This window comes from Enterobacter cloacae complex sp. IR53030 (assembly GCF_049238365.1).
In the GTDB taxonomy this organism is placed as follows: Bacteria; Pseudomonadota; Gammaproteobacteria; order Enterobacterales; family Enterobacteriaceae; genus Enterobacter; species Enterobacter kobei.
In genome coordinates this window covers 69,548-83,263 of record NZ_JBMKHA010000010.1, presented here as the reverse complement: position 1 = coordinate 83,263, position 13,716 = coordinate 69,548, and the positions used below count along the sequence as shown (strand labels likewise).

Annotated in this window: 12 protein-coding genes; 8 read left to right on the top strand and 4 right to left on the bottom strand. The window is 59.7% G+C overall.

What is annotated here, in order from left to right:
• Nucleotides 1–16 precede the first annotated feature (16 nt).
• From ACOTXR_RS12335 to iolB, 6 genes are read left to right on the top strand one after another with little or no spacing between them, the layout of a single operon-like run.
• The gene (locus tag ACOTXR_RS12335) at nt 17–1,564 is read left to right on the top strand and encodes a sugar ABC transporter ATP-binding protein (protein WP_014884793.1); all 1,548 of its coding nucleotides are present in this window, start codon (nt 17–19) and stop codon (nt 1,562–1,564) included.
• An 11-nt stretch (nt 1,565–1,575) separates the two neighbouring features.
• Nucleotides 1,576–2,604: an ABC transporter permease gene (locus ACOTXR_RS12330; RefSeq protein ID WP_014884792.1), complete on the top strand. Its 1,029-nt coding sequence runs from the start codon at nt 1,576–1,578 to the stop codon at nt 2,602–2,604.
• A gap of 8 nt (nt 2,605–2,612) precedes the next feature.
• On the top strand, nt 2,613–3,746 hold the full coding sequence (locus tag ACOTXR_RS12325; RefSeq protein ID WP_014884791.1) for a Gfo/Idh/MocA family protein: 1,134 nt from the start codon (nt 2,613–2,615) through the stop codon (nt 3,744–3,746).
• Nucleotides 3,747–3,758: 12 nt separating this feature from the next.
• Nucleotides 3,759–5,663 (top strand): bifunctional 5-dehydro-2-deoxygluconokinase/5-dehydro-2-deoxyphosphogluconate aldolase, encoded by a 1,905-nt coding sequence (locus ACOTXR_RS12320; RefSeq protein WP_023331065.1) that lies wholly within the window; start codon nt 3,759–3,761, stop codon nt 5,661–5,663.
• A gap of 11 nt (nt 5,664–5,674) precedes the next feature.
• Nucleotides 5,675–6,565, top strand: coding sequence for a myo-inosose-2 dehydratase (gene iolE / locus ACOTXR_RS12315; protein WP_058691216.1), 891 nt, complete (start codon nt 5,675–5,677; stop codon nt 6,563–6,565).
• A gap of 9 nt (nt 6,566–6,574) precedes the next feature.
• On the top strand, nt 6,575–7,399 hold the full coding sequence (iolB, locus tag ACOTXR_RS12310) for a 5-deoxy-glucuronate isomerase (protein WP_058691217.1): 825 nt from the start codon (nt 6,575–6,577) through the stop codon (nt 7,397–7,399).
• Nucleotides 7,400–7,448: 49 nt separating this feature from the next.
• Here the strand turns inward: iolB and ACOTXR_RS12305 are convergent, their stop codons facing one another.
• From ACOTXR_RS12305 to ACOTXR_RS12295, 3 genes are read right to left on the bottom strand one after another with little or no spacing between them, the layout of a single operon-like run.
• Entirely contained in the window at nt 7,449–8,192 is a 744-nt protein-coding gene (locus ACOTXR_RS12305; protein WP_023337598.1) for an alpha/beta fold hydrolase, read from the bottom strand.
• An 11-nt stretch (nt 8,193–8,203) separates the two neighbouring features.
• On the bottom strand, nt 8,204–8,671 hold the full coding sequence (locus ACOTXR_RS12300; RefSeq protein WP_014884786.1) for a DUF6130 family protein: 468 nt from the start codon (nt 8,669–8,671) through the stop codon (nt 8,204–8,206).
• 49 nt (nt 8,672–8,720) lie between these two features.
• Nucleotides 8,721–9,950 (bottom strand): MFS transporter, encoded by a 1,230-nt coding sequence (locus tag ACOTXR_RS12295; protein ID WP_421767038.1) that lies wholly within the window; start codon nt 9,948–9,950, stop codon nt 8,721–8,723.
• Between the two features lie 95 nt (nt 9,951–10,045).
• On the opposite strand from ACOTXR_RS12295, the gene ACOTXR_RS12290 reads away from it, so the two are divergent.
• On the top strand, nt 10,046–10,936 hold the full coding sequence (locus ACOTXR_RS12290) for a LysR family transcriptional regulator (protein WP_014884784.1): 891 nt from the start codon (nt 10,046–10,048) through the stop codon (nt 10,934–10,936).
• Here the strand turns inward: ACOTXR_RS12290 and ACOTXR_RS12285 are convergent.
• Nucleotides 10,933–11,121, bottom strand: a complete 189-nt coding sequence (locus ACOTXR_RS12285; protein WP_050582636.1) for a YfgG family protein — start codon at nt 11,119–11,121, stop codon at nt 10,933–10,935. The two genes, ACOTXR_RS12290 and ACOTXR_RS12285, sit on opposite strands and share 4 nt — an antisense overlap.
• A 353-nt stretch (nt 11,122–11,474) precedes the next feature.
• Here ACOTXR_RS12285 and ACOTXR_RS12280 point away from each other — a divergent pair, with 353 nt between their 5' ends.
• Nucleotides 11,475–13,715 carry an EAL domain-containing protein gene (locus ACOTXR_RS12280; RefSeq protein WP_058691220.1) on the top strand — a complete coding sequence of 747 codons (2,241 nt, stop codon included), beginning with the start codon at nt 11,475–11,477 and terminating at the stop codon, nt 13,713–13,715.
• Nucleotide 13,716 lies beyond the last annotated feature (1 nt).

The window sequence follows — 13,716 nt, the reverse complement described above, 5'->3', positions numbered from 1 at the left end:
AAGGAGGAGCAGACCGATGTCGCAACCCTTACTGAAAGTGACCGACCTGGCCAAAAGTTTTTCCGGCGTCTGGGCGCTGAGCAGCGCTCAGCTGACCGTCGGCGCGGGGGAGATCCATGCCCTGCTGGGGGAAAACGGAGCGGGAAAATCCACGCTGCTGAAGGCGCTCGCGGGCGCGCAGCCGCAAACCCGGGGGGATATCTGGTTTAACGGCGAAATGCTGCCGGTGGATGATTCCCCCGTTGAGCGGCAAAACAAGGGCATTATCACCATCTATCAGGAATTTAACCTGCTGCCCAATATGACTGTCGCGGAAAACATGTTTCTCGGGCGCGAACCGCGCAAACGTAACCTGATCGTCGACGAAAAAGCGGTTAACCAGGAGGCGCAGGTCATTCTCGATTACCTGCAGCTGAACGTTGCGCCAACCACGCCGGTGGCCCGCCTGAGCGTCGCCCAGCAGCAGATGGTGGAGATTGCCCGGGCGCTGACCCTCAACGCCAGGCTGATTATCATGGATGAACCTTCTGCCGCGCTGAGCGACAGCGAGGTGGAAAGCCTGCACCGCGTGGTACGTGAGCTGAAAAACCGCGGGGTGAGCATTATTTACGTTACCCACCGTCTGCATGAAGTTTTCCAGCTCTGCGACCGCTTCACCGTTTTCCAGGACGGCCGTTTCACCGGTACCGGTGCGGTGGCGGAAACCAACGTTGAGCAGCTGATCCGCCTGATGGTCGGGCGCGACGTGGCCTTTAATCGTCGTCCGGCCAGCGAAACGCATCATGAAGACAAACCCGTCCGCCTGGCGGTGAAGGGGCTGAGCCGCGAGAAGCCGCCGCTCGATCCCCACGGCATTGCCCTGCACGACATCAGCTTCCACGTCCACGCCGGGGAAGTGTTAGGGATTGCTGGCCTGGTGGGCGCGGGGCGTACCGAAGTGGCGCGCTGTCTGTTCGGCGCAGATGCCTTTACCTCCGGCAGCTTTGAGCTGGACGGCGTGCCGTACCAGCCGCGCGACCCGCTCTACGCCCTCGATCAGGGCGTGGCGCTGGTACCGGAAGACCGTAAAAAAGAGGGGGCGGTGCTGGGGCTGTCGATTCGCGACAACCTGTCGCTCTCCTGCCTCTCCTCGCTGCTGCAGTGGCGCTGGTTCGTGAATACCCGCAAAGAGGACGATCTGATTGAGTCCTACCGCCAGGCGCTGCAGATCAAAATGGTCAACAGCGCGCAGGAGGTGCGCAAGCTCTCCGGCGGTAACCAGCAAAAGGTGATCCTCGCGCGCTGCATGGCGCTCAATCCTCGCGTGCTGATTGTCGATGAGCCGACGCGCGGTATCGACGTGGGCACCAAATCGGAAGTGCACCAGGTGCTGTTTGAGATGGCAAAAAAGGGCGTGGCGGTGATCGTGATCTCCTCCGATCTGCCTGAAGTGATGGCGGTATCTGACCGGATCATCACCCTCAGTGAAGGGCGGGTGACCGGCGAGATCCACGGTGACGACGCTAACGAAGAACGGCTGATGACGATGATGGCCATCAACCACAACGCCCTGAACGCGGCATAACGGAGTTTCTCATGACGCAGATGATTTCTAAAACGCAGGCCCCGGTCAAACGCGCCGGACGCATCGATCCCATCGCCTTCTTCGAGCGATTCGGGGTGCTGATTTTCATGATCCTGCTGCTGATCTTCTTCCAGTCGCAGAACAGCAACTTTTTCTCTGAACGCAATATTTTCAACATATTAACTGAAGTCTCCATCTACGGGATCATGGCCGTGGGGATGACTTTCGTCATCCTGACCGCCGGGATCGATCTCTCCGTCGGCTCCATTCTGGCGGTGTGCGCCATGACTGCGGCGTACGTGATCAAGGGCGACAACTTCACCACCGTCGACCCGAACGCCTGGGGAGGCATGAGCTGGCTGATTGGGCTGGGGATTTGTCTGGCGATGGGCACGGCAATTGGCTTCCTGCATGGTCTGGGCGTCACGCGCCTGCGCCTGCCGCCGTTTATAGTCACCCTCGGCGGGATGACCATCTGGCGTGGCCTGACGCTGGTGATTAACGACGGCGCGCCGATTGCCGGTTTCGACCCGGGTTACCGCTGGTGGGGGCGCGGGGAGTTGCTCGGCATCTCCATTCCTATCTGGATATTCGCCCTCGTCGCCCTGGGGGGGTATCTGGCGCTGCATAAAACCCGCTGGGGCCGTTTCGTCTACGCCATTGGCGGAAACCCGGAGGCGGCACGCCTGGCGGGGGTGAACGTCAAGCGCGTGCTGGTCAGCGTCTACGTGCTGATTGGCTGTCTGGCGGGGCTGGCGGGCTTCATTCTGAGCGCGCGTCTGGGAAGCGCCGAGGCGGTAGCCGGTATCTCCTTTGAGCTGCGCGTCATCGCCTCGGTGGTGATCGGCGGTACCTCGCTGATGGGCGGTTACGGGCGTATTGGCGGCACCATTATCGGCTCCATCATCATGGGCATTCTGATTAACGGCCTGGTGCTGATGAACGTCTCAGCCTACTACCAGCAAATTATCACCGGATTAATTATCGTTCTGGCGGTGGCGTTTGACACCTACGCCAAGAGCCGTCGCGGCGCACTGTGAGGATCATGATGAAAGAGGTTCGTATTGGATTGATTGGCACCGGGTATATCGGCAAGGCGCACGCCATCGCCTATGCCCAGGCCCCGACGGTGTTCAACCTGCGTGGCAGGCTGGTGCGCGAGATGGTGGCGGAAGTTACGCCGGAACTGGCGGCAGCGCGGGCGCAGGCGTTTGGCTTCAACCGCTCCACCGGGGACTGGCGGGCGCTGGTGGCCGACCCGGCCATTGACGTGGTGGATATTTGCTCTCCCAACCATCTGCATAAAGAGATGGCGCTGGAGGCGATCCGTCACGGCAAACACGTTTACTCCGAAAAGCCGCTGGCGCTCAACGCCCATGACGCGCGTGAAATGGTCGACGCCGCAAAGCGGGCAGGGGTGAAAACGCTGGTGGGGTTCAACTACATGAAAAACCCGACCGCGCAGCTGGCGAAGGAGATTATCGCGCGCGGCGAGATTGGCGAGGTGATCCACTTCTACGGCACCCACAACGAAGACTATATGGCCGACCCGCTCTCGCCCATTCACTGGCACTGCTTCAAAGAGACCGCAGGCCTGGGGGCGCTGGGCGACCTCGCGGCGCATATAGTCAATATGGCCCAGTACCTGGTGGGAGATATCGAGCAGGTCTGCGGCGACCTGAAGATCGTGGTCCCGGCACGTCCGGCGAAGGCGGGTTCGGCAGAGATGATTGCCGTCGAAAACGAGGATCAGGCCCACGCGATGGTGCGTTTTGCGGGCGGGGCGCAGGGCGTCATTGAAACCTCTCGCGTCGCCTGCGGCCGCAAGATGGGGCTGTCGTATGTCATCACCGGGACGAAAGGTGCCATCAGTTTCACTCAGGAGCGCATGGCCGAGCTGAAGCTCTATCTGCATGACGACCCGGTGAACCGTCAGGGATTCCGCACGCTGCTCGTCGGCCCGGCTCACCCGGACTACGGTGCGTTCTGCATGGGGGCAGGCCATGGGATTGGCTTTAACGATCAAAAAACGGTGGAGGTGCGTGACCTGGTGGACGGGATTGCCGCCGACGCGCCGATGTGGCCGGACTTCGAAGAGGGCTGGAAGGTGTCTCGCGTGCTGGACGCGATAGCACTCTCACACCTGGAAGGCCGCTGGCTGAACGTGAACGACATTGTCTGAAGAGGGTTCAACGTGGAAAAGCAGTTTGATGTGATATGCATGGGCCGCGTGGCGGTAGACCTCTACAGTCAGCAAATTGGCGCCCGTCTGGAAGATGTGTCGAGCTTCGCCAAATATCTTGGCGGGTCGTCCGGCAACGTGGCGTACGGCACCGCGCGCCAGGGGTTACGCTCGTCGATGCTGGCGCGCGTCGGCGATGAACATATGGGCCGCTTCCTGCGGGAAGAGTTAAACCAGGTGGGCTGCGATACCAGCCATCTGATTACCGACAAAGAACGCCTCACGGCGCTGGTGCTGCTCGGCATTAAAGACCGGGACACTTTTCCTCTGATTTTTTATCGCGATAACTGCGCGGATATGGCGATTACCGCCAGCGATGTGGACGAAAGTTACATTGCCTCCGCACGGTGTCTTGCCATCACCGGGACTCACCTTTCTCATCCCCAGACCCGCGAGGCGGTGCTGACGGCGCTGGGCTATGCCCGCCGCCACGGCGTGCGCACGGTGCTGGATATCGACTACCGTCCGGTGCTGTGGGGGCTGACCTCCTTAGGCGACGGGGAAACGCGCTTTATCGCCGCCGATAAGGTCACCCGCGAGCTGCAGGAGGTGCTGCACCTCTTCGACGTGATTGTCGGCACCGAGGAGGAGTTCCACATTGCGGGCGGCAGCACCGATACCTTGCAGGCGCTGGCGCAGGTGCGTGGCGTGAGTCAGGCTACGCTGGTCTGCAAACGCGGCGCGCTGGGCTGTTCGGTCTATACCGATGCCATTCCGCCTCGTCTGGACGACGGCCTGACGGTGACCGGCGTGCGCGTCGAGGTGCTGAATGTCCTCGGCGCAGGGGACGCGTTTATGTCCGGCCTGCTGCGCGGTTACCTGAACGACGAAGGCTGGGAGCAGGCGTGCCGCTATGCCAATGCCTGCGGTGCGCTGGTGGTCTCCCGCCACGGCTGCGCTCCGGCGATGCCGAGCAAAACAGAGCTGGATGATTATCTTTCTCGCGCCGCACGTGTTCCGCGCCCGGATCTTGACCCGCGTCTTAACCATCTCCACCGGGTGACGACCCGCCGTCGCGAATGGCCGGAGCTGTGCGTGATGGCTTTCGACCATCGCAGCCAGCTGGAAGAGATGGCGCTGCAGTGCGGTGCGTCGATCGGGCGCATTCCGGCACTGAAGCAGCTGATCCTCCAAGCCAGCCGCGAGGCGGCAAACCGCGCCGGGCTGGAGGGTAAAGCCGGTCTGCTGTGCGACGGCACCTTTGGTCAGGATGCGCTAAACGCCATCACCGGGGAAGGGTGGTGGATTGGTCGTCCCATCGAGCTGCCGGGCTCCCGGCCGCTGGAGATGGAGCACGGTAACATCGGCACCCAGCTCATCAGCTGGCCGCAGGAGCACGTGGTGAAATGTCTGGTCTTTTTCCATCCGGAAGATGCCCACGGCCTGCGCCTTGAGCAGGAGCAGAAAATCGCCGAGGTGTACCACGCCTGCTGCCAGTCCGGGCATGAACTGCTGCTGGAGGTGATATTGCCCGCCAGCATGCCGCGCAGCGACGCGCTCTACCTGCGCGCCATCTCCCGTTTCTACAACCTGGGGATTTACCCTGACTGGTGGAAACTGCCGCCGCTCTCAGCCAGCGGCTGGACGGCACTGAACGAGATTATCGAACGTCGGGACCCGCACTGCCGCGGGGTGGTGATCCTCGGTCTGGATGCCCCGGCAGAGCAGCTGCGTGCCGACTTCAAAGCCGCCGCAGGGCAGACGCTGGTTAAAGGCTTCGCCGTGGGGCGCACGCTGTTTGGTGACGCCTCCCGCGCGTGGCTGAAACACGATATTGACGATGCGCAGCTGGTGGCGCGCATCCGGGACAACTACCTGCAGCTTATCGCCTGGTGGCGCGAGCGCGGACACGCATAATGGAGACGACAATGAGTGTACAACTGGGCATTAACCCGCTGACGTGGACGAACGACGATCTGCCTTCCCTCGGCGCGGAGACGTCGCTGGAGACCTGCCTGAGCGAAGGCAAAGAGGCCGGTTTTGCCGGTTTCGAACTGGGCAATAAATTCCCGCGCGAGGCGCGCCTGCTCGGCCCGATTTTACAGCGCCACGACCTGAAGCTGGTCTCCGGCTGGTACTCTGGCCGCCTGCTGGAGCGCAGCGTGGAGGAGGAGATCGCCGCCGTGCAGCCCCACCTGACGCTGTTGCGCGAGCTGGGGGCGAAGGTGCTGGTCTTTGCGGAAGTGAGCGGCTGTATTCACGGCGAGCAGCAGACCCCGGTGCATCTGCGCCCGCGCTTCCCGCAGGAACGCTGGAAGGAGTACGGGGAGAAGCTCAGCGAATTTGCCCGCTATACGCAGCAGCAGGGGGTGCAGATTGCCTACCATCACCATATGGGCACGGTGATTGAGTCCGCCGAAGACGTGGACAACCTGATGACCCACACCGCTGAGGAAGTGGGGTTACTGCTGGATACCGGCCATCTGACCTTTGCCGGAGCCGACCCGCTGGCGGTGGCGCAGCGCTGGGCGTCGCGCATCAACCACGTTCACTGCAAAGACGTGCGTGCCGACGTGCTGGCGGACGTTAAAAACCGCAAAACCAGCTTCCTCGATGCGGTGCTAAGCGGCGTATTTACCGTACCGGGTGATGGCTGCGTCGATTACCCGCCGATCATGCGGCTGCTGAAAGCGCAGGATTATCACGGCTGGCTGGTGGTCGAGGCGGAGCAGGATCCGGCGATTGCCCATCCGCTGACCTATGCCCGTCTGGGGTATAACAACCTGAGCCGCCTGGCGCACGACGCCGGGCTTATCTGAGGAGGTGACATGTCACGTCTGTTATCACGCTGGCAACAGCCGAATGCTGAGGGGCGCACCCAGTCCGTTACGCCGGAAAGTGCGGGTTGGGGATATGTCGGTTTTGAGGCATATGAATTGCAGGAGGGGCAGGTGCTGACGCTGCCCGCCATCAACGAAGAGCGCTGCCTGGTGCTGGTCGCCGGGCGCGCCTCCATCAGCACGCCCTCCGCGCAGTTTAACGATATTGGCGAGCGGATGAGCCCGTTTGAGCGCATTAAGCCGTGGGCGGTGTACGTCACCCCGCAGGAGACGGTGCAGGTGACGGCGCTGACGACGCTGGAGCTGGCCGTCTGCGCTGCGCCGGGCAAAGGCACATACCCGACGCGGCTGATTGCGCCGCAGGACATCGACGGCGAGGCGCGCGGCAAGGGGCACAACCAGCGCTATGTGCATAACATTCTGCCGGAAGGTAAATCTGCCGACAGCCTGCTGGTAGTGGAGGTCTGGACCAACGAAGGGTGTACCAGTTCCTATCCGAGCCACAAGCACGACACGGATAATCCGCCGCAGGAAACCTATCTGGAGGAGACCTACTACCATCGCCTCAACCCGGATCAGGGGTTCTGCATGCAGCGCGTCTACACCGACGATAGAACGCTGGACGAGTGCATGGCGGTCTACGACCGTGATGTGGTCATGGTGCCGAAGGGATATCACCCGGTGGCGACGATGGCCGGGTACGATAGCTATTACCTCAACGTGATGGCCGGCCCGGTACGCAAATGGATGTTTACCTGGGAAGAGGACCACGCGTGGATTAATCGGGATTATCCCGCCACAGGCAGCCGCTGAAGCGGGTTTTTTGCCGGGTGGCGCTGCGCTTACCCGGCCTGTGAAACGCTTACCTTGCTTCTAACGCCTGCTCAATCGTTCGGGCGATGGCCTCTGGCTGGCTCACCATCGACACGTGACTCGCCGCGACCCCGGTGGTTTTCGCGTGGATCGTCTTCGCCATCGCGCGCTCAAGCGCGGGGTTAATCATCCGGTCATTCTCACTCACCACATACCAGCTCGGCTTATTGTGCCACGCGGCGTGAGTGACCTTTTCGCCAAATGCATCGGCTTTAATTGGCCCCTGCGTGGCGGCGATGGTCAGTTGTTCAGCCGGTTTCACATCCGGTGCGAAATCCTTCCTGACGGCTTCGGTCGGCAGGTATAAGTCGCCGTCAGCCGTTTTAGCGATGCCTGCACTTCCGGGCGGGGCCGGGAAGGTATTCGCCAGCTCTGCCGTCGACTGGCCGGAATCCGGCGCGAACGCCGCCACGTAAACCAGCGATTTAACCCGTGCATCGTTGCCCGCTTCGCTAATCACGGTGCCACCCCAGGAGTGACCGACCAGCACGACGTCCCCCTTAGCACGGGCGATGGCGCGCTGGGTGGCCGCAACGTCATCTTTTAGCGACGTAAGCGGGAGCTGAACGGCGATAACCTCGGTATGGTGTTTTTGCAGCCGGGTAATCACCTTATTCCAGCTGCTGCCGTCGGCAAACGCGCCGTGCACCAGCACGACGCTGGTTTTATTCTCCGCAAAAGCGCTGGCCGAAAGCGCCAGCAGGCCTGCTGTCAGTACAGACAGTGCTTTCATCTTCAGACTCCTTAAAAATGGTGGATCGCCGCGTGGGGCGGCACGGTGAATTCGATGGTTTTGTGATCGAGGGGCTTATGCGTCGGATCGGCCAGAATAATCGTCACCTTGTGCTTACCGGCGGGCAGACCCACCAGAATCACCGGCTCTCCGCTGGCGTCAGCCCAGTGCCACGGCGCGTCATCTACCACGACGTGGATGTGGCCGATGCGAGGTGTGACTTTCAGCGCGTCGGGCCCAAATACAGGTTCAATGCGCAGGTTTTCGGCCCGGTACTGAATAAACACTGCGCCTTTGCTTAGCGGCCCGGCAAGCGGTGGATCGACTATCAGCTTTGCGGGCGGCTGCGGCTGTGCCAACGGCGCAACGGCGGCTGGGCCATTAACATCGGCGGCGCTGAGGTTGCCCAGCGGTGTGGCCTGGACATGCGCTACAGATGCCAGGGCGAGTACGGGTAAAAGTACATATCGACGAATCATCGGTCTCTCTCCTCCGGTTATGAATGACGACAGGGAAAGAAAACCATTTTTATGTATCGGTGATATTTGCCTGAGGCGGTGTTTTGTACCCGTTTGTCTGCGTGGTGCGCTGGATACAGTGCGTTACAGTTTGCCTGCCGGGACGGCGCACAATCGCTATCGCCAGCCCGGCAATCACCAGCGTCAGCCCCGTTGATACCCACATTGTTCCGGCGATCCCCAGCGTTTTGTTTAACCATGCACAGGCAAACGGTGAAGCCGCTGCTGTGAGCTGGCCAGGAATAAGCAGCATACCGGTGCGGCGGGCATAGCTCTCCACGCTAAACAGCTCCAGCGGCAGGTTCGCTTTGACTATCGTCATTAGCCCGTTGATGGCACCAAAACCCAGCACAAACCCGGCGGCACACCAGGCAAACCGGGTGCTGCTTAGCCCAATCAGAAAGCAGAGCGGCATGGCAAGGGCGGTGAAAAGGGTCAGTTTGAACGGCGTTAAGCGGGCACCCGCCAGCACCTCCAGCGAGCGAGCCCCCGTCTGACCTATCCCCCACAGGATGCCGATCGTGACCGGCAGGCCGAAGCTGGCGATAAACTCTGGCAGATGGGTAGACGTACCGCTGGAGACAAAGGTGAAAAGGGCGATGAAGGCTGCATAAAGCCAGCCGTTTCGTTGTTCGTTGCGCAGAGGTGGCGCGGTGACCTTTGTCGTCACCGTTAGCCGCTGCCGGGGAAGCGAGCGGATCAGCGCCGCGCTCAGCAGGCCAAAGAGGGCATAAACCCTTAGCGCCTCTTGCCAGCTCATAAGGTGGAGCAGGCCATCACCCAGCGGCCAGAAGACGGCGGATGCCAGCCCGCCCGCCAGCGTGACGCGTGAGATTGTTCTTCGCGCCTGCTGACCGTAGAGGTTCACCAGCGCGGCGAACAGCGCATCGTACAGCGACAGGCGCATCCCGATGCCGGTGATCAGCCAGACGCAATACCAACCAAATAACGTCTGGGTATATGCCATACCCGCGCAGCCTGTGGCGATCAGCAACGTGCCACTCATCACCACCCTCTGGCCGCCAAAGCGTTCCAGCAGGTGGGCGATGAAAGGGGAGGCCGCCGCCATCACCAGCATTGCCAGCGTCAGGCCGAGGTAAATCTGTGGTGATGACCACCCCCGATCGGCTGATATCGCCAGCGCGAAGGTACCGGGCATATAAAACGAGATCCCCCAGTTGATGAGTTGATGACATCCGGCAGTGAGGGCGAGTCGACGAGGCAGGGCAGGAGTTTCCATTGTTTCATTCCGTTATGCAGTTGTCCCCAGCATAGCGAGCGAGGTATTGTGCAAACAGGTCTGCAACCTTATGCGCGGTATAAGAGAAACTTTGAATGACGACGCTTAATCTGGGCTATCTCGCGACGTTCCGGCTGGTGATCCAGCGCGGCAGTTTTTCCGCTGCGGCGGATCTGATGGGCATTTCCCAGCCCGCTGTCAGCATGCAGGTACGTCAGCTGGAGCAGTTTTTGCAAACGCGCCTGGTGGAACGTACCGGGCGAGGCATTAAGGCGACGGCCGCCGGAGAGGCCCTGCTGGCCCACGGGGAACGCATTCAGCAAGTGGTGGATGAAACCCTCCAGTCCGTGGGTGCGTTCAGACACGATGTTAGCGGGACCATTACGCTTGGCACGGGGGCGACGGCCTGTATCCATCTTTTGCCGCCGTTACTGGAGCAACTGCGCCGCGACTATCCGCTCCTGCGGGTGGGCGTAACCACGGGCAACACGCTCGACATCGTCCGGGCTATCGAAGAGAACCGTCTCGATATGGGGCTGGTGACGCTGCCGGTCAGCGGCAAAGCGCTGGACGTCATGCCGGTGATGGACGAGGAGTTTGTCTTTATTGCTTCGCAGGCGCAGCAGGACGCTTTCAGGCACTTAACCCCGGAGGTGCTCCATGCTCAGTCGCTGATCGCCTTTGAGTCAGGCAGCAGTACCCGGACGCTCATTGATGGCTGGTTTGCTGCCAGCGGATTAACGATCGCACCGGTGATGCAGCTTGGCAGCATTGAGGCGATTAAGCGTATGGTTCGCGTGGGGCTGGGCTACAGTATCGTTCCAGGAATGGCGGTAGCGCATGAGGCTGACCGTGAAGGGCTGTGCGTGATGTCGCTGACGCCCATGCTGCAGCGACAGCTGGCTATCGTAATGCGGCAGGATAAGATCCTTAGCAAAGGGATAGCAGGAATTATTCGGCTGGTGCAAAACCATCCGGCGGGCTAGCGGTCAGCTGCGTCGACGTTCAGGCTGGACTGCTGCAACTGGATCTTGTCCTGATGGTGATACCAGGCGCCAATGGAAGAGTAAACGAAGCGGCCAAAGAAAAACAGAAAGCTGATGAGCAGTATGATGCGGGTCATTCGGGTGTTAAAACGGTGTCGTTTGCGCATACGCGTGGCCTGACTCACTCTCTTTTTCCTGGGCATGCCCTTTTGGGCGATGGGGATATTAAGGCACAGCGGAAAGACAGGGTCAATTCCGCAATGTGTAAATAACCGTCAGTGTTTACATTAATTATTGTTATTGAAATTGATTGTTGCATTTACCATATTGATAATATGAGGAAAATTATTTCAAAAAAAACGCATGTAAGGCGTATTTGCATAAAATAGTTTGATTTAAGTCAACGGATTCCCGGCTCTGGTATTTAAAATCCCTCCTCCACACTGTTCGCCCTGCACATCACCGGGGCGGCGTCAGGTCAGGTTGGATGCCTGTCTTTATTTTCCCTCTGGAGTAAAAGGGGTTTAACCGGGCATCTATGAACATTTTCGCTTTTCTTAAAAACAATAAAAACCGCTGGTGGGCATTGCCGCTTATTTTGCCGGTGGGGTTACTGCCCGTGCTGAGCGTGGCGAATACGTTCACGCAGCTGGGCGACGGCATTGCGGCGCTCTATTATTTACCGCTCTCTTTTTTGCTTTCGCTGATGATGTTTTTTGGTCTGGAAGCTCTGCCCGGTATTGTACTGGCGCTGTTTATTCGCTATTACCCGTCGGTCGGGCTGTTCGAAACCGTCGCCGGTGTGTTCCATTTTATCGTCCCGTTAGTGCTCAGCTGGGGCGGCTATCGGGTTTTTGCGCCCAGACGAAATATGACGGCCTATGGCGACGTGCGGCTGATGGCGCAGCGTATGTTCTGGCAGGCCTTCTGCCCTGCGACGCTGTTTCTGGTGCTGTTCCAGTTTGCGGTGTATCTCGGCATATATGAGAGTCGTCAGAGCCTGGCGGGGCTGAACCCTCTCAATATTCGCACGCTGATTAACTATCAGGCCCTGCTGGTCAGCGGGCTGACGGGCGTGCCGCTATGTTATCTGCTGATCCGCCTGATTCGGCATCCGCGCTATCTCAACAGTCTCATCTCGCAGATCCGTAGCCAGATAGACGCAAAAGTGACGCCCGCTGAGTTTCTGATTTGGGCTGTTGCGCTCGGCGGGCTGATTTCGCTGCTGCTGCTCCCGATGAATGAAAACAGTTCCATTTTCACCACCAACTATACCCTGTCGTTGCTGATGCCGGTGATGCTCTGGGGGGCGATGCGCTTTGGCTATAAGCTGATTTCGCTTATCTGGACGCCGATACTGCTGGTGTCTATCCACTATTTTTACCGCTATATTCCAATGAACCAGGGATACGACGTTCAGCTGGCGATCACCTCTTCCAGTTACCTGGTCTTTTCGTTCGTGGTGATTTACATGTCGATGCTGGCGACCCGGCAGCGCGCGGTGAACAAGCGTGCCCGCAGGCTGGCGTTACTCGACCCGGTTGTGCATATGCCTAACCTGCGGGCGCTGTCGCGCGATCTGGCGAAAAACCCGTGGTCGGCGCTCTGTTTAGTGCGTATTCCTGAGCTGGAGATTCTGGGGCGTAACTATGGCGTGTTGCTGCGCATTCAGTACAAACAGCGGCTGGCGCAATGGATTAATGCCAGGCTCCAGTCCAACGAAAAGGTTTATCACCTCACGGGCTGTGACCTGGCGATTCGCCTTAACGCGGAATCGCACCAGCAGCGGATTGAAACTCTGGACGAGCATATCAAACAGTTCCGCTTTATCTGGGATGGCATACCGTTGCAGCCGCAGGTGGGCGTGAGCTACTGCTATGTACGTTCGCCCGTCAACCACCTCTATCTGGTGCTGGGCGAGCTGGGGGTAGTGGCTGACCTGTCGCTCTCCTCTAACCACCCGGAAAACCTTCAGCAACGTGGTGCCGTCCACCTGCAGCGTAGCCTGAAGGATAAAGTCGCGGTGATGAGTCGCCTGCAGCGTGCGCTGGATAACAACGAATTCACGCTGCTGGTTCAGCCTGTGCGCGGCCTGCGGGGGGACAGCTATCACGAAGTGCTGCTGCGCATGACCGATGCAAACGGGCTGTTAATCTCGCCTGAACAATTCCTGCCCGTTGCCCAGGAGTTTGGACTCTCTTCGCGGGTGGATTTGTGGGTACTGGACCACACGCTGCGCTTCCTTGCAGCGCACCGCGAGAAACTGCCCGGCCAGCGCTTTGCCATTAATCTGGCCCCTTCAACGGTGTGTCGGGTGCAGTTCCCGCTCGAGGTGAGTCGTCTGCTGACCCACTATGCCATCGAGCCGTGGCAGCTGATCTTTGAAGTGACGGAGTGCAGCACCTTCTGCAACGCGGAACAGGCGCTACACATCCTCAGGCAGTTGCAGAAAATGGGGGTACGCATTGCGATTGATGATTTCGGTACCGGTTATGCGAGCTATGCGCGGCTGAAAAGCGTGGATGCCGACATTCTCAAGATTGACGGCAGCTTCATCCGTAATATCGTCAACAACAGTCTGGACTATCAGATTGTGGCGTCTATCTGCCATCTGGCACGCATGAAGAAGATGCTGGTGGTGGCGGAGTATGTCGAGACCGAAGAGATACGTAGCGCGGTTCACGCGCTAGGCATCGATTATGTGCAGGGTTATCTGATTGGCAAGCCGGTTGCGCTTGAGTCACTGGCGGAAACTGAGGCGTCCACCGCGGACGCCTGAG